The following is a 17,388-nucleotide window of genomic DNA, read 5'->3' on the forward strand; positions in this document are numbered from 1 at the left end:
AATTAGATTTAAATTGCGTATTTCTTAAAAACTTAACTATATTAACTGTAATAAATCTCATTGACTGGTAGTCTATATGGCTTTTAACACGATTGAGTTTTAACGACATGACAAATCAGGTACACAATAATAAGTCACTCTCTCTCACCTCACGTATTCTTATAGGCTTAGTTTTAGGTTTATTAGTCGGTTCTATTTTTAAATGGATCTTAGGTGGAGAAGAAGATGTTTATATTTCTTTAGGCTTTTTTGATTTAGCGATTAAAGGTTTTTTTGTAGATGGCATTTTAACTATTGGCGGCGCAATTTTTGTAGCCAGTTTAAAAATGTTAGTAGTCCCTTTAGTATTTGTTTCACTTGTATGTGGCACATGTAATTTAAGCGATCCAAGCAAATTAGGCCGTTTAGGCGGTAAATCAATTGGGCTTTACTTAATGACTACCGCTATCGCAATTAGTATTGCTATCGGTTTAGCATCAATAATTGGCTTTGACACAATAGCAGGCTTAAAAACATCATCTGAATATGCTGCAAAAGAAGCACCATCACTCGCTAGCGTGATTATAAACATGTTCCCGACAAACCCTATTGCCGCAATGGCTGAAGGGAACATGCTTCAAGTTATTGTATTTGCTCTGCTATTTGGCATAGCCATGACGTTAAGTGGTGAATCAGGTAAACGCTTAACAAATGTTTTCAACGACATGAATGATGTCATTTTAAAACTTGTTGCGATTTTAATGAATTTAGCGCCTATTGGTGTATTTTGCTTGATTGCAAAGTTATTCACATCAATAGATTACGATGCAATAAAAGAGCTTGGTAAATACTTCTTTGTGGTACTTGGCGCTTTATCAATGCATGCAATAATTGTTTACCCTACTTTATTAAAAACATTAACAGGATTAAGTCCTGTAATGTTTTTAACTAAAATGAAAGCCAATGCATTATTTGCTTTTAGTACTGCCAGCTCAAGCGCAACTATGCCTGTTACCCTTGAAACCGCAACTAAAAAAATGGGTGCCAAAAATTCAGTCGCCTCTTTTACTGTACCATTGGGAGCCACAATTAATATGGATGGCACCGCAATCATGCAAGGAGTAGCAACTGTATTTATTGCACAGATTTTTGCCGTTGATCTCACAACATCAGATTATTTAATGGTTATTTTAACTGCAACTTTAGCTTCTGTTGGTACAGCAGGTGTGCCAGGTGTGGGTTTGATCATGCTAGCAATGGTGCTTACACAGGTGGGGTTACCAGTTGAAGGCATCGCAATCATCATGGGTGTTGACAGACTGTTGGATATGACTAGAACAGCTGTAAATGTAACGGGTGACTGTATGGTAACTTGCATTGTTGCAAAATCAGAGGGTGAGTTAGATGAAACCATTTTTAACGACAGACATGCAGCAGAACAACTTGAAGAGTTAAACTTTAATAAGAAATAAAAATTGATATACGCGTATTCTTTCGTATAAATAAATTAAAGGCCTGATTTTTATAATCAGGCCTTTTTATTATTTTGAAATAAAAGAAGCTCTCACTTTTGAGTATAATGAGACAAATATTCGCTCAACAGAGCTGCTCAAGCCGATAGCGAACTTTTCACTTAATGGTTTTTTAATTGTAAATTTAACCTTATAGATTTGATTTTCTATATTATATTTTAATAAAACATCGTCACTGGTAGATAATTCATCAACTAAACCCTTTTCAAGTGCGGCAGTACCAAACCAGTGTTCACCTGTAGCAACTAAAGGCAAATCAAGAGAAGGCCTTTGTTCATTAATAAAGTTTTTAAACAAAACATGAGTCTCTTCAATTTCATCAGAAAACTTTTCCCGGGCTTTATCTGTATTTTCACCAAAGATAGTCAAAGTTCGTTTAAACTCACCAGCTGTTATTTGTTCAAAATCAATATCATTTTTCTTTAATATTTTATTAAAATTTGGAATTTGTGCAATCACACCAATAGAACCAATAATTGCAAAAGGTGCACTTATTAACTTATCCGCCACACATGCCATCATATAGCCACCACTGGCGGCAACTTTATCAACACAAACTGTTAAATTTATACCGGCATCTTTAATTCGCTGTAATTGGGATGCAGCTAAGCCATAACCATGAACAACACCACCTCCACTTTCTAATCTAAGTAACACTTTATCTTTTTCTGGGTTTGCTATGGTTAAAATCGCTGTTATTTCCTCTCTTAACTCTGATACTTCATGCGCATCCATGCTGCCATTAAAATCTAAAACATATAACTTAGACTTCTCTTTATCTTCACTTTCTTTCGCTATTCTTTTCTGTTCTTTATTATGTTTTTTTAAAGCATCTTTATTTAATGTACCTTGTAAGAAGCTCTCTTTAAAAGTGTCTAATTGCTCAGATATATCATCTAACTCAATTTCACCACGTTTAGGTTTAGGTTTATGTGCAGCACCTGCAATTAACGCAATTATTGCTCCTATGGCAATTACAAATGTCAGAGCCTTGGCTAAAAACAAGCCGTATTCATATAAAAATTCCAAAACTAAAATCCTATTGTTTAAATTAGGGTGAATTTACCATAAATCAAAACAAAAAAAAGCCGCTAAATAAGCGGCTTAATTAAATATGACTTCAAAACACTATTAATGAGTCAATATTTCACTGTCATTTATATATAACATTTTACCACGCGTTGCTAAGTACATAGACATTTGCAATTGCATTTCAGCGTTTGCTCTCATGCTTTCTTCCTCAGTAGCACCCGCACCAAGTCTTGGAGCCGCACTTAATAATGAACCGTGGTGTCCTTTTAAGAATTTAGCAACCCAGCTAGTAGGTTGTTCTGTTACTTGTGTTTCAGTAACTGACTCCATTCCTAATAAGTTAGCTAAAACTAATGGACCTGCTAATGGATTAATTGAAGTATAAGGCGGTATTACAGTATCCTTTTTATTACCACCTTCAATACCATCGCCAACAACAAAGCTTAAACGAATTGGCGTACCTGTCGCTTTTAAACTTGCAGCATAGTTGGTTGAATCAGCACCATCTAAACCTGTTTGTGCAGCAAAAATAAATTTGGAAAATACACTTTGAATATTTGCAAGCTTTGTTACTTCACCTTGTTGCTGTAAAGAAATCATAAATTCAGTATATGCACAGGCAGCAAATGCAGAAGGATCAGCTGCAAATTGAATACAGTTTTGCGGTACGCTTTGTACAAATGCAATATACTCAGCTGATTCTGCTATCCCTGCTGCAGATAAAACCGTTGCTTGTATAGAAGGGCCAAATTCATCTGACTCAAACAAGAAGCTTGCTACCCCCCCCCCACCACTCGAAAGTGATGCTGTATTTACTTTAAACATCGCATCAACTTGCGCATTACCTAAAGACTGATTGCTATGAGTCAAAAACATAGGTGCAACAACTGAGCCTAATGATTGACCAACAAAACTGACATCTAAACTATTAATGTTTGGAAAGTTAGCATTTGTTAAATTAATGAAGTTCAAGCCCATTCTAAGTGCTAATAAGTCTGCCGCAGACTGGCGCATGTTATCACGCGCAACTAATAAAGAAGAAAGGTTCATGTAATGCAGCACTGAACCACCTTGACCATCAGTAGCATTTAACTCATCAATACCATCATCATCAAAGTCTATTCCACGACTACCATGCATTGGATGATCTATTGCAATAGTAGCAAAGCCTTGTAACGATAAAGCTGCGGTTAACGCAAGAACATCTTTTTTATCGCGAGTTATACCATGTTGATAAATTACTACAGGCCAACCTGTTTCAGGCATAGCCATAGGTGGTAATTTACGTTGTGAGCGAACAAAGTTTAACAATGTCAAATCTGAATCTGGGGTTGTCATAATAACATCAACATTAGACATACTTTGCATTTTTGGTATTTTATTGTATTTTGTTAGATGTTTTTCTCTATCTAACCCTAAATCACGTAATTTACCGTCGCTTAATGCAGCACAAACACCATCACTTTGAGAAATCGGGTCTGAAGGATAAGCATCGCCTACAGCCGATTTATAGCCAGCGACAGTAACAGCATTATCACACATGCCTTTCCAGCGACTATTATTCAGTGATGCTTGTAAATACCCTGCTCTTTGTGACCCTTCAAGCGTCTCTAAAACGGCTAAATCTACTACAGGTTGTTGGTTATAAATAGGCAATGCAATTTTACCTTGATGGTAGTTTATTGCTGTGAAAATAGGATTAATATCTTGCATACCACCAAGAGCAAAGAAGTCAGCGACCGTCATATCAGGGCCGTCATTCATTACAACTTTAGGAACGGCATCCTGGTTTAATTGTAAATTTGCAGCCATAATACCTTTAACGGTAGATAAGCTAGTACCCACTGATTGTATTGTCATTGCTGCAGAATAAATAATTTCATCTTTTGTCACACTTCCAAGTGCAGTAACAACACCTTCATAACTGTTTACTGCAGCCTGTAATGCTAGCTGCGCATCTGTAACAAGTGGTAATGTAGTGATATCCTGACTTACCAAAGAATAACTAGATGAAGGAGTAACTGAGCGCCCTTCACTATCTTTAACGCCTTTCGTTAAAACATAAATATATGAAGCGCCACCTGTAAGTGGTTTCATTGGGACTACAGCAATATTGTTACCACTTGCCTTAGCAACAAAATCTTTAGTAGGGCCAAACTCAAGCTCTTTAACGGGTTTACACGCGATACCTGCTGGTACAGTAGAGCAAGTTTCATCTGTTAAGCTTGCTCCCATCACAACTTCAAAAATTCTTACTGAACCTGGCGTTTGAAGTGACGCCGCATCCAAAGAGACGTTTTGTGGAAAATCTAGCTCAATCACAAAAGGACTTTGTGTCGACCAACCATCTAATCCTCCTAAAGAGGTTTGAGGATCTGCATAATTGATAACATCTAATAAATTACCTTCTGAATCAACTTCTCCGGGCATATTTAATGTGCCATCAGTTGTACCACTAAACAATAAATCATTAGGTACCGACAATACACCATTTGATGGGTCAAAAACGACTGTAGACGCTGGAATAACAACTACAGATTCTTTTTTAACTTCCTCTAAACTTTCTCCACCACAACCAGCTAATGCAGCTGAGACTGCTATTCCAAGTAGCATTTTTTTCATTTTTAGCTCCGTTTACACTTTGTTCTTTTTATTTGATTTCTTTAAGTAACATTTGTAAAAATATTGTTTAAATTCATTAATGAGACATTAGACCAGTTAAAGTTAACGTAAACAATCATTTTTCGCTACTTAAATTTGAATAAAAACTTCAACTTCTCATATTATAACTAAATAGCTATGATAAAATGACCTTAATTTATTATTTTAATCTCTATCAAGAATTAGTTAAATCAAGGATTTATCAATGCAAAATTACCAAGCAAATATACACACGCTAAAAGAGAAAGTGATTTTAGTTACTGGTGCAGGTGATGGCATAGGCCGTGTTGCCGCTATTAACTTCGCAAAACATGGTGCAACAGTTATTTTGTTAGGTAAAACAGTTGATAAACTTGAATGTGTGTATGATGAAATTGTAGCTCTAGGTGGAGCAAAACCAGCAATTGTACCGCTTGATTTACAAGGTGCAAGCAAACAAAATTACCGTGATTTAGCTTCGACCATTGAAAATGAGTTTGGCCGATTAGATGGCCTATTAAATAATGCTGGAATACTTGGCTCTTTAGGTCCGCTTGAGTTTTTTTGTGTTTCTACTTTTGAAAAAATTATGAAAGTAAATGTAACCGCACAAGCCGTGCTTACAAAATATATGTTTCCTATTCTACGTAAATCTGACAATGCCTCTGTTATTTTTACCTCTTCGAGTGTTGGTCGTAAAGGTCGTGCGCATTGGGGGGCTTATGCAATATCTAAATTTGCAGTCGAAGGTATGATGCAAACATGGGCTGATGAAGTTGAAAAAACAAATATCCGTGTAAACTGTATTAACCCAGGTGCAACTCTAACAAAAATGAGAGACTCAGCTTACCCTGGTGAAGATAAAACAACTTTAGCGACTCCTGAATCTTTAATGCCAACTTACCTTTATATGATGAGCGATGATTCGGTTGATAAAAATGGTCAATCTGTAGACGCGCAATAGTTTTTAAAACCCTACTTTAATCTAAAGTCAAAACACAATTAAAAAGCCCATATCATAAAATGATATGGGCTTTTTAATTAATGCACTTAAAGCAATATATTTTCTATTTTTTCCTGTTTTTTTGCACTTGTTTTGTACGTGTTTGGTGCTTTTTAACCGATTTACGTATACGCTGATTTTTAGCACGTTTTTCACTACGCTTTTCTGGCATAACAGATAATTTAGTTTCAGTTTCACTTGGTAATTGAACAGACTTTCTAAAATAATTTACATCAGATAATGCAAGCTCTTCCCAACCACCTTGTGGTAATTTAGGATTAAGCACTAAACTGCCATAGCGTACACGTATTAAACGTGATACATCGACACCTTGAGATTGCCATAGGCGACGTACTTCACGGTTACGCCCTTCTGTTAATAATACATTATACCAACGGTTAATACCCTCTCCCGGGCGAGGCGTAATTTTTAAAAATTTGGCCATACCATCATCAAGTTCAACACCTGAAGTTAACGTTTTTAATGTGCTCGTGTCTACTTCACCAAAAACACGCACTGCATATTCACGTTCAATCTCATAACTTGGGCGCATTAAACGATTAGCTAACTCACCATCATTAGTAAAGAGTAACAATCCAGACGTATTAACATCCAATCTACCTACTGCAATCCAACGTTCACCATCTAGTCTTGGCAAACGATCAAAAACAGTGGGTCTACCTTCAGGGTCTTTACGTGTACATAACTCACCTTCAGGTTTGTTATACATCAATACACGGCAAATACGATCTTCTGCTGCTTCAATTTTGACTGTATGGCCATCAAGTCTAATTTGCTGATGAGGCCCAACACGGTCACCTAATCTTGAAACTTTGCCATCAACACTAACTCTGCCAGCATCAATCACCTTTTCCATTTCACGGCGAGATCCTTTGCCTGCTCGGGCTAATACTTTTTGTAATTTTTCATCACTTACAATTGATTCACTCATTTACATTCACTCTTTGCTTAATAGGCTTTAAACCTATTAGTTGTATCTTCTCAGATAGATTTATATGCCGTCATTATAACAAATTTATAATGACGATATCATTTGATTTATTTTACTTCCCTGCAAATCAGGTAAAGGGGGTAAACTATCTAAACCCGCTAAAGAAAAATAATCTAAAAAATCTTTTGTAGTGGCATACAACGCTGGACGCCCAGGCACTTCTTTATGGCCAACGGCTTTTATCCAATGCCTTTCTAATAATGATTTTATAATATGACTACTAACAGCCACACCTCTTACTTGCTCTATTTCCCCACGAGTAATGGGTTGTCTATATGCGATTAAGCTTAGCGTTTCCAATAGTGCTCTTGAATACTTTGGTGTTTTATCTTGAAATAGTTTACTTAACCAAGGGCTTAAATTTTTGCTTGCTTGAAACCTATAGCCTGATCCCACCTCAACAAGTTGTATGCCTCTTGTTGAATAATGAGCTTCAATGATCTCCAAACACTGCTTAATACGCTTAAGTGAAACATTAAACTCATCTAAAACAGTTTCTTTTAATATCATTCTTGATAAAGGTTTTCCTGCAACAAATATAGCAGCTTCAATAATTTCGACCAATTTCTCATCAGAAATCTGTTTATCTCCCACTAAAACACGCCTATTTATTACAAAAATATTAGCGCGGTATTATGGCCTAATTTATTGCAATAATCGAAGGTTATTTATCTAACAAGTTGAACATGTATTTGCATCGTGGGACTAGATTGCAAACATTCAATTAATTGCTCTTTTATCAACTCTAATATGGCAATAAACGTCACAACTACGCCTCCTCGCCCTTCATTTAATAGAAAAAGTTGCGTAAACTCGACAAATCCAGTTGCACTGTTTAATTGCTGTAATATTTTACTCATACGCTCACGCGTTGATAATGTTTCAGGGGAAATATGATGATGCGTATAATTTTTAGCCCTTGCCATGATATCTCCTAAAGCTAATAAAATATCTTTCATATCTACGTTCGGCATAAGAGATTCTGGCACTGTTTTCTCCCCTAAAAGTGCATTTGCAACAAAAATATCTCTCTGCACTCTTGGGATTTTATCTAAATTTTCAGATGCCGTTTTAAATTGTTCATATTCTTGCAAACGTTTGATTAATTCAACGCGAGGATCTGCTTCTTGCTCTTCTAGCTCTTTATGAACAGGTAGTAATAATCGAGATTTAATTTGTGTTAACAAGGCCGCCATCACCAAGTATTCCGCTGCTAACTCTAACTTTAAATCTTTCATCAACTCAACATATGATACATATTGCTTAGTAATTGTATGAACTGATAATTCTAGAATATCTAATTTATGTTTTTTGATTAAATAAAGTAATAAATCTAGTGGCCCTTCAAAAGTTTCTAAAATAACTTCCAGTGCATCAGGAGGAATATATAAATCAGCTGGTTTTTCTACCATAGCTTTACCATGTAAAAAAGCTAATGGTAATTTTTCTTCAAGCTCTGAGTTCACTCAAAAACACTCACATCACCTGAGCCTTCCCGAATGATATTCACTTCACCTTCAGAGAAATCGACCACGCTTGTAGCATGTTCAGATAGGAATCCACCATGAATAATTAAATCAACGTGTTTTTCTAATTTAGAACGAATTTCTTCAGGATCAGATTCAGTATGTTCTTGGCCTGGTAAAATTAATGAACAAGACATTAATGGTTCACCCAACTCTTCTAATAGCGCCAATGTAATAATACAGTCCGGTACACGTATACCAATTGTTTTTTTCTTATCATTTAATAAACGTTTTGGCACTTCTTTAGTACCTTTGAAAATAAAGGTATAAGGGCCTGGGGTATTATTTTTTATCACCCTAAACAGCTGATTATCAACTCTAGCGTAATTAGCAAGTTCAGATAAATCTCTGCACATCAAAGTAAAATTATGATGTTTTTCTAACCCCCTTATTTTTTCAATACGTTCCATCGCTTTTTTATTACCTATTGAACACCCAATAGCGTACCCTGAGTCGGTAGGATAAATAATAACACCACCTTGATGTATTATTTCTATTGCTTGGCGAACTAATCTTGCTTGTGGGTTTTCTGGATGTATATGAAAAAACTGACTCATAATATTCCTTATTATTTGTTAGTAAAGTGCTAAACAATCTAAAATTATCACTATTATATAGCCCAATTTTGCCAAACTGGCGTACAATCTTTAGGTAAATATAGGTTTTTCCCCAACTCTAACCAAGTCATTGGAAAATGAAAATCAGAACCCTGAGAACATAAAAGGTCATATTCACGACTTAACGCGCCAAGAAATTGCCGTTCGGTAGGTGCTTGTTGAGGTTGAGCAACTTCCATTGCGTCACCCCCATCAGCTTTAAAGTCTATCAATAATTGCCTTAACCATTTATTAGACATTTTATAACGCGCAGGGTGCGCAATAACTGCTTGCCCACCAGCCCCTTGTATTGCTTCAATGGCGGTTTTCATGTCACACCAAGTGCTTGGCGTATATCCAGTTTTCCCTCTTGCTAAATACTTTTTAAATACGCCTTGTATATTTTTAGCATGACCTAAATTGACTAGATGCTGTGCAAAATGCGCTCGTGTAATATGTGCCTCACCTGCCAGCGTTTTTGCACCTATATATGCGTCTACAATACCAGATTTTTCAAGCCGGCGACCAATTTCAACTGCTCGCTCATCTCGTTTTTGCTTTTGCGCTGAAACTAAATTTTGTAGTATCTCTGATTGAGGCTCAAAATTTAAACCAACTATATGAATTTCAAAACTATGCCAACGAGTTGAAATTTCTATACCATTAATTAATTGAATATTCAGATTATTATCTTTTATATAACTATGCGCAGTTGGTAAAGCATCTAAAGTATCGTGATCTGTGATCGCAAATACATCAATCTTTTTTTCAACAGCCCTATCTAATAATTCTTCAGGAGATAATCGACCATCTGAACATGTGGTATGGCTATGTAAATCGTACTTCATTTTAATGACTTTGTTATTAATGCCATATTTGGCGAGATATTATAAGTAAAGTATATCAATACACACACAATAAAACGAACAAGTCTCAAATTTAATATCTTTTATAACAATATCCAACTTGATTAAAAAAATAATTATAAGAGTTAAGATAAAATTCTTGACAAAAACATACCGTTTAAGCTCTACTAGAGCTACTTAAATTAAGGTACATTTTAATGATATATTCGGTTCATACATTTAAAGTAAATACACTAAATATTATTTGGTGGTGGCACTCGTAATTTACGGGTGATGAACTGTTGTACCAAACAGATTCTAAGACCCGCAGTTCGCGGGTTTTTTTATGTCCAAACCCGCACTTTAAATGCGGGTTTTTTGTTTTCTAAATAAAATACAAAATATTAGGGGAATGAGGTTTTGATATTTATACATATAACAAAAGCGCCAGGTGAGGTTTCAAGTATCACTTTGGCCCGGGATTATATTCCAAGTCCATTATCGCTATACGCAAAATTAGACAAAAAAAACAGCTTGTTATTAGAGTCTGCTGAAGTTGACTCTAAAGATAGTGTGAAAAGCCTTATTTTAGTGGATGCCGCACTGAGAATTGAATGCAATGGCAGTCAGGTTAAGCTAATAGCTTTATCAAATAATGGCTTGCAATTACTGCCATATTTACAAGAAAAAGTACTTAACTGTGATACACGATTAATCGGGAATTCATTAATACTTACTTATCAGGCTTATAAAGCTAATTTAGATGAGTTTTCCCGTTTAAAAGCAGATAATGCATTTAGCGCACTGCGCCATTGCATCAACAATATAAAGTGCACCAGTGATAATGCTTATTCATTATTTTTAGGCGGTGTTTTTGCCTATGATATGGTGGCAAATTTTGAACAATTACCACAAGTTAAAAATAAAGATAATACCTGTCCTGATTATGTTTTTTATCTTGCTGAAACATTAGTTATTATTGATCATCAAAAACAAACAACTGACTTAATTGGCAATGTTTTTAACGGCCCAGATGTTCACGCTAATTGTTTTGAAATTGGGCAAAAACTTGAAGATTTAAATCAATTATGTGAAGACATTACGCCTTATACGGGTGAGAAAGCCACATTTGATGCAACTCCTGAAGTTTGTGTTGATATTAGTGATGAGACATATTGTGAGCAGGTCTTAACACTTAAAAAAAACATAGTTGATGGTGATATCTTTCAGGTCGTGCCTTCGCGTAGTTTCAGCTTGCCCTGCCCAGATGCTTTATCTGCATACCAGCATTTAAAACAACAAAATCCAAGCCCTTACATGTTTTATATGAAAGATCAGGATTTTACTTTATTTGGTGCCTCACCTGAGTCGGCATTAAAATTTTGTGCACTAAGCCGCCAAGTTGAAGTTTATCCAATAGCCGGTACTCGCCCCCGCGGAAAAAATCCAGATGGCAGCATTAATCCAGACTTAGATAGCCGTATTGAGCTTAACTTACGAAATGACCAAAAAGAAAGAGCGGAACATTTAATGTTGGTCGATTTAGCGCGTAATGATGTCGCACGTATTTCTATCGCAGGCACTCGCCACGTTAAAGAATTATTAAAGGTAGACCGATACTCTCAAGTTATGCATTTAGTCTCTCGTGTTGTAGGTCAACTAAAACCCGAACTAGACGCGCTACATGCTTATCAAGCTTGCATGAATATGGGCACATTAGTAGGCGCACCAAAAGTAAAAGCAGCGCAACTTGTCAGAGAAACAGAACAAAAACGCCGTGGCAGTTATGGGGGAGCTGTGGGCTACTTAACGGGTGATGGCACTATGGATACTTGCATAGTGATCCGAAGTGCTTTTGTTAAAAATGACATTGCGTACGTACAGGCAGGTGCGGGTGTCGTACATGACTCAAACCCTCAAATGGAAGCTGATGAAACACGCGCTAAAGCGCAGGCTGTGCTTAAAGCCATTATTTCAAGCTACGGAGAGCAAACTCATGTCTAAGCAAACTCATTATAAAATTTATTTTTTAGATAACTTTGATTCTTTTAGTTATAACTTGGTTGATGAATTTGAACAGATGGGCGTTGAATTAGTTGTTTATCGTAACAACTTAAATGCTCAGTCGATATATGAAAAAATGTTAGCTGAAACTCAACCCATTATCTTAGTCCTTTCACCTGGTCCAGGCACACCAAAAAGTGCAGGCTGTTTAATGGCTTTAACTGAACTGTGCAAAGGTAGATTTCCAATATTAGGTATATGTTTAGGTCATCAGGCTCTCATTCAAAGTTATGGTGGTACGGTCGGCCATGCAGGTGAAACAGTCCATGGTAAATCATCCGATATACAACTCAAAAAACATATTATTTTTGAAGGTTTAGGTAATAATATGCCTGTCGCACGATATCATTCATTAATGGCAACCAAAGTACCTGAAGATTTGTTTATTATTGCCCATTATAAAGATATTCCAATGGCAATTTTAAATGAAGAAGACAAAATATTAGGCTTCCAATTTCACCCTGAGTCAATTTTAACCCCCGATGGCGCACAACTATTAAAACAAAGTTTAGCGTTTTTAAGTGATACTAAAAATTCAGAAGGAATTGAAAAATGAAAGAAATACTCGATATATTAATAGCACAAAATGATTTAGACCTATCACAATCAAAGCAATTATTTAGTAATGTGATGCAAGGTAAACTCAGTGAAATTGAACTGACGGCAGCATTAATTGCACTTAAAATTAAAGGCGAAACAGCTTCGGAAATTGCAGGTGCTGCAGCCGCTATGCGTAATCATGCAACTCCTTTTAATACGTCACTTGAAATTACCGCCGATAGCTGCGGTACAGGGGGGGATGGTTCAAATACCATAAATGTATCTACAACGGCTGCAATTGTTGCTGCAGCCTGTGGCATTAGTATGGTTAAACATGGCAATAAAAGCGTTTCTAGTAACTCAGGCTCGGCCGATTTACTTATCGCTCTTGGCATCAACGTCAATATGCCTGTAGCGCTTGCTCAAGAATGCTTAATACAAACCGGCTTTACATTTTTGTTTGCGCCAAATTACCATACAGGTGTGAAACATGCGATGCCTGTTCGTACTCAATTAAAAACACGTACCTTATTTAATATATTAGGTCCTCTGGCAAACCCTGCGGCGCCAAAGGTGCAATTACTAGGTGTATATGACCCTGAACTTTGCCTACCTATGGCACAAACTCTAAAAATGCTTGGCACACAGCGAGCATTAGTTGTGCATGGCTCTGGCACAGATGAAATTGCATTACATGGTACAACTAAAGTGATTGAGTTAAATAATGGTGAAATAAGTGATTATACTTTAGCGCCCTGTGATTTTGGCCTAGCGGAATATCCGCTTGAAGCCATTGAAGGTAAAGGACCTGAATACAATGCAAAGGCTACTTTAGCTATTTTAAAAGGTGAAGGGAAACCAGCTCATAATGCAGCCATTATCGCCAATGTTGCCGCTTTATTATATCTTACCAATAAAGCAGACAGCTTTGAACAGGGTGCCAAAATTGTTGCCGATATACTAGCATCTGGCCAAACGATAAATACGCTGAATAATATAATTAAAGTCAGCAATAAAAATGTTGCAGAGGTTTAAAATGGCTAACGTATTAGAAAAAATAGTGACAGATAAAGCCATTGAACTTGAAGAACGTAAACAACAACGCCCATTATCAAGTTTTATAGATACAGTAAAACCTTCTACAAGGAGCTTTTATCAGGCTTTGAGAAGGACAGATAATGGCGGTACACATTTTATTTTAGAATGCAAAAAAGCCTCTCCTTCAAAAGGACTTATTCGGGCTCATTTTGATTTAGATGAAATTACAGCCGTTTATAAAAACTATGCTACTTGCATTAGTGTATTGACCGATGAAAAATACTTTCAAGGTAGCTTTGATTATTTGCAAACGGTTAGAAATAATGTAGAGCAACCGTTGATAGGTAAAGATTTTTACATTGATGAATATCAAGTTTATTTTGCGCGATTACATGGTGCCGACGCTATTTTATTAATGCTGTCAGTATTAAGCAATCAAGAATACAAAAAACTAGCTCAAGTTGCACAGTCATTAAATATGAGCATCTTAACTGAAGTAAGCAATGAAACTGAAGTACATCGTGCACTTGAACTAGACGCTCAGATTATTGGCATTAATAACCGTGACTTACGTGACTTAAGTACAAACTTAGCGACGACCGAAAAACTGAGAGCACTGATCCCCCAAGATAAAATTGTAATTTCTGAGTCAGGAATTTACACCCATGATGACGTAAAACGATTATCTCCTCTATGTAATGGTTTTTTGGTTGGCAGCTCTATCATGGCACAAAATGATATGGAACAAGCCTGCCGAAAACTCATTTTAGGTGAAAATAAGGTCTGTGGTTTAACTCGATGTGACGATGCTATTGCGGCATATAATGCTGGTGCTGTATTTGGTGGATTAATTTTTTATTCTAAATCCCCTCGTTTTGTTGATTTAGATTGCGCAAAAGCCATCGTTGATAGCGCCCCTTTGTCTTTTGTAGGTGTTTTTGTCAATGCGAGTATTGAACATGTTGTTGAATATGCACATCAACTTAAACTCAATGTAGTGCAATTACATGGCTCTGAATCTGCGGACTATATAACTAAACTTAAAAATAAACTGCCTAAAAGCTGCAAAATTTGGCAAGCTTTTGCTATTAAAAATGAATTACCGCCAGTCACTAAAAATATTGATCGTTATTTGTTTGATACTCATAGCGATAGTTTACCAGGCGGAACAGGCCAAGTATTTGATTGGACATTATTAAAAGATTTTAATAACTCATATATGCTCGCTGGCGGTTTAAACAGTGACAATATACAGCAAGCAAGCCTTATTGGTGCAACAGGTTTAGATATCAACTCTGGAGTTGAAACAGAGCCCGGAAAAAAAAGCACTGACAAAATTAACGACGTATTTAAAAAATTAAGACAATACTAAATTAAAAATGTGCTAAAGACCTTGCTTTAGCACAAGATCAAACATCACAGAATGAGGAATGAGAAGTGACATCTTTTAACAATAATACAGATAACAAACCTGGTTACTTTGGCCAGTTTGGCGGTATGTTTGTACCTGAGCTATTAGTTCCGGCGCTGAAACAATTAGAGCAAGAATTCAATGACGCACAAAAAGATCCTGAATTTCAGGCTGAGTTTACTGCATTATTAAGTGAATATGCAGGTCGTCCTACACCCTTAACACTGACCCGAAATATGGTAAAAAATCCAAAAGTAAAACTTTACTTAAAACGTGAAGATTTATTGCACGGTGGTGCTCATAAAACAAATCAAGTTTTAGGTCAGGCATTATTGACCAAGCGTATGGGGAAAACAGAAGTTATCGCTGAAACAGGTGCAGGTCAGCATGGTGTGGCTACAGCCCTTGCCTGCGCACTTTTAGGTTTAAAGTGTAAAGTGTATATGGGCGCTAAAGATATTGAACGCCAACAACCTAATGTTTTTAGAATGAAATTAATGGGTGCAGAAGTCATTCCTGTTACAGCTGGCTCTGGTACGCTAAAGGATGCAGTCAACGAAGCCTTAAGAGACTGGTCTGCAAATTATGACAAAGCACACTACTTATTAGGTACAGCTGCAGGCCCTCACCCTTTCCCTACTATGGTTCGAGAATTTCAAAAAATGATCGGCGAAGAAGCCAAAGTGCAAATATTGGAAACCGAAGGTCGTCTACCCGATGTCGTAATTGCCTGTGTAGGGGGTGGTTCAAATGCTATTGGTATGTTTAATGATTTTATTGAAGATGAATCAGTCAAACTCATAGGCGTTGAGCCTGCCGGTAAAGGGCTTGATAGCAAAGAGCATGGTGCCACTTTATGTAAGGGCACTAAAGGATTATTACACGGGGCCTACACCTATATTATGCAAGATGACTTTGGTCAAATTGAAGAGTCATATTCAGTGTCTGCCGGGCTTGATTACCCAGCTGTGGGCCCGCAACATGCCCATTTACACGAAACAGGTCGAGCGCAATATGTTGGTATTGAAGATGACGAAGCTTTAGATGCTTTTCAAACATTAGCAAAAAATGAAGGCATTATTCCAGCACTTGAATCAAGCCACGCATTAGCCTACGCACTGAAATATGCTGAACAACAAACTCAAGAAACCATTTTAGTTGTTAATTTAAGTGGTCGTGGTGATAAAGACCTAGCCCATGTACAAACTGTACTAGCTGAAAAAGGAGCAAAATGATGAGCACGAATAATAGATATCAAACAAAGTTTGAAGCTCTTTTGGCCAATAAACAAGGTGCTTTTGTGCCATTTGTGACCATAGGTGATCCTAATGCAGAACTAAGTTTTGAGATAATAAAAAGCTTAATTGATGGAGGAGCCGATGCACTAGAATTAGGCATTCCTTTTTCAGATCCCGTTGCCGATGGTCCTGTGATCCAAAAAGCAAATATCCGTGCTCTTAAAGCAAATTCAAATACCGATGTGTGCTTTGAAATACTTAAAAAAGTTCGTGAATATAACAAAGACATCCCAATTGGCTTGCTGTTATATTCGAATTTAATATTTGCCCGAGGTTTAGATAAGTTTTATCTTGATGCTAAACAAGCTGGTGTAGATTCTGTACTCGTAGCAGACATACCACTTCATGAATCAAAATTATTTAGAGCCTCAGCTAAAATGGCTGGTATAGATCCAATTTTTATTGCTACACCAAATGCCAATAATGATACATTAAAAACATGCGCTTCATATGGCCGTGGTTATACCTATTTATTATCTCGTGCAGGTGTAACGGGAACTGATACACAAGCTGTTATGCCAGCGACATCCATTATTAGTAAATTAAATGAATATCATGCAGCACCTTCATTATTAGGATTTGGTATATCAACCCCTGAACATGTCAAATCCGCCCTTGATTCTGGTGCAGCAGGCGCAATTTCAGGTTCAGCTGTTGTTAAAATAATAGAAGATAACTTAGCAGAACCAATAACAATGCTATCTGAACTCAAAGATTTCACACAAAAAATGAAAGCTGCAACTTTGTAAACTCTGTATGTTAAGTGAAAAAATCATTGTAAGTAGATAATATTATTCAAACTTTTTGCCATAGGGATATGGCAAAAAAGTGCTTGAGCTTATACATCGAGCGTCTAAAAATGTTCCCTGAAC

15 protein-coding genes are annotated in these 17,388 nt (G+C 36.6%); 8 read left to right on the forward strand and 7 right to left on the reverse strand.

What is annotated here, in order from left to right; genetic code table 11:
• The first annotated feature begins 107 nt into the window (after positions 1–107).
• Positions 108–1,451: a dicarboxylate/amino acid:cation symporter gene (locus BM088_RS19845; protein ID WP_091988810.1), complete on the forward strand. Its 1,344-nt coding sequence runs from the start codon at positions 108–110 to the stop codon at positions 1,449–1,451.
• Positions 1,452–1,520: 69 nt separating this feature from the next.
• On the opposite strand, the gene sohB is transcribed toward BM088_RS19845, so the two are convergent.
• Both sohB and BM088_RS19855 read right to left on the reverse strand, forming a co-directional pair.
• Complete coding sequence (gene sohB / locus BM088_RS19850) at positions 1,521–2,540, reverse strand: protease SohB (RefSeq protein ID WP_091988813.1); 1,020 nt, start codon at positions 2,538–2,540, stop codon at positions 1,521–1,523.
• 102 nt (positions 2,541–2,642) lie between these two features.
• The gene (locus BM088_RS19855; protein WP_091988816.1) at positions 2,643–5,165 is read right to left on the reverse strand and encodes a VolA/Pla-1 family phospholipase; all 2,523 of its coding nucleotides are present in this window, start codon (positions 5,163–5,165) and stop codon (positions 2,643–2,645) included.
• 244 nt (positions 5,166–5,409) lie between these two features.
• Between BM088_RS19855 and BM088_RS19860 the strand changes: the two genes are divergently transcribed.
• The gene (locus BM088_RS19860; protein ID WP_091988819.1) at positions 5,410–6,147 is read left to right on the forward strand and encodes a YciK family oxidoreductase; all 738 of its coding nucleotides are present in this window, start codon (positions 5,410–5,412) and stop codon (positions 6,145–6,147) included.
• A gap of 103 nt (positions 6,148–6,250) precedes the next feature.
• Here BM088_RS19860 and rluB read toward each other — a convergent pair whose 3' ends face one another.
• The 5 genes from rluB to rnm form a co-directional block, all read right to left on the reverse strand.
• Positions 6,251–7,138, reverse strand: a complete 888-nt coding sequence (gene rluB, locus BM088_RS19865) for a 23S rRNA pseudouridine(2605) synthase RluB (protein WP_091988821.1) — start codon at positions 7,136–7,138, stop codon at positions 6,251–6,253.
• Between the two features lie 84 nt (positions 7,139–7,222).
• The gene (scpB, locus tag BM088_RS19870; RefSeq protein ID WP_091988824.1) at positions 7,223–7,792 is read right to left on the reverse strand and encodes an SMC-Scp complex subunit ScpB; all 570 of its coding nucleotides are present in this window, start codon (positions 7,790–7,792) and stop codon (positions 7,223–7,225) included.
• A gap of 74 nt (positions 7,793–7,866) precedes the next feature.
• Positions 7,867–8,610: a segregation and condensation protein A gene (locus BM088_RS19875; protein WP_091988898.1), complete on the reverse strand. Its 744-nt coding sequence runs from the start codon at positions 8,608–8,610 to the stop codon at positions 7,867–7,869.
• Between the two features lie 50 nt (positions 8,611–8,660).
• The gene (locus BM088_RS19880) at positions 8,661–9,281 is read right to left on the reverse strand and encodes an L-threonylcarbamoyladenylate synthase (protein WP_091988827.1); all 621 of its coding nucleotides are present in this window, start codon (positions 9,279–9,281) and stop codon (positions 8,661–8,663) included.
• Between the two features lie 53 nt (positions 9,282–9,334).
• Positions 9,335–10,168 carry an RNase RNM gene (rnm, locus tag BM088_RS19885; protein ID WP_091988830.1) on the reverse strand — a complete coding sequence of 278 codons (834 nt, stop codon included), beginning with the start codon at positions 10,166–10,168 and terminating at the stop codon, positions 9,335–9,337.
• Between the two features lie 417 nt (positions 10,169–10,585).
• Here rnm and BM088_RS19890 point away from each other — a divergent pair, with 417 nt between their 5' ends.
• The 6 genes from BM088_RS19890 to trpA all read left to right on the forward strand — a co-directional run bounded on the left by BM088_RS19890 (position 10,586) and on the right by trpA (position 17,265).
• Positions 10,586–12,169 (forward strand): anthranilate synthase component 1, encoded by a 1,584-nt coding sequence (locus BM088_RS19890; RefSeq protein WP_091988834.1) that lies wholly within the window; start codon positions 10,586–10,588, stop codon positions 12,167–12,169.
• Entirely contained in the window at positions 12,162–12,785 is a 624-nt protein-coding gene (locus BM088_RS19895) for an aminodeoxychorismate/anthranilate synthase component II (protein ID WP_091988837.1), read from the forward strand. The genes BM088_RS19890 and BM088_RS19895 overlap by 8 nt, the downstream gene beginning before the upstream one ends.
• The gene (trpD, locus tag BM088_RS19900) at positions 12,782–13,804 is read left to right on the forward strand and encodes an anthranilate phosphoribosyltransferase (RefSeq protein ID WP_091988839.1); all 1,023 of its coding nucleotides are present in this window, start codon (positions 12,782–12,784) and stop codon (positions 13,802–13,804) included. Before BM088_RS19895 ends, trpD begins: the two co-directional genes overlap by 4 nt.
• 1 nt (position 13,805) lies before the next feature.
• Positions 13,806–15,179, forward strand: a complete 1,374-nt coding sequence (gene trpCF / locus BM088_RS19905; RefSeq protein ID WP_091988842.1) for a bifunctional indole-3-glycerol-phosphate synthase TrpC/phosphoribosylanthranilate isomerase TrpF — start codon at positions 13,806–13,808, stop codon at positions 15,177–15,179.
• 65 nt (positions 15,180–15,244) lie between these two features.
• Positions 15,245–16,453 carry a tryptophan synthase subunit beta gene (gene trpB / locus BM088_RS19910; protein ID WP_281247182.1) on the forward strand — a complete coding sequence of 403 codons (1,209 nt, stop codon included), beginning with the start codon at positions 15,245–15,247 and terminating at the stop codon, positions 16,451–16,453.
• Positions 16,450–17,265 carry a tryptophan synthase subunit alpha gene (trpA, locus tag BM088_RS19915; RefSeq protein WP_425439327.1) on the forward strand — a complete coding sequence of 272 codons (816 nt, stop codon included), beginning with the start codon at positions 16,450–16,452 and terminating at the stop codon, positions 17,263–17,265. The genes trpB and trpA overlap by 4 nt, the downstream gene beginning before the upstream one ends.
• Positions 17,266–17,388: the final 123 nt, after the last annotated feature.

The organism is Pseudoalteromonas denitrificans DSM 6059, assembly GCF_900112265.1.
GTDB classification, from domain to species: domain Bacteria; phylum Pseudomonadota; class Gammaproteobacteria; order Enterobacterales; family Alteromonadaceae; genus Pseudoalteromonas; species Pseudoalteromonas denitrificans.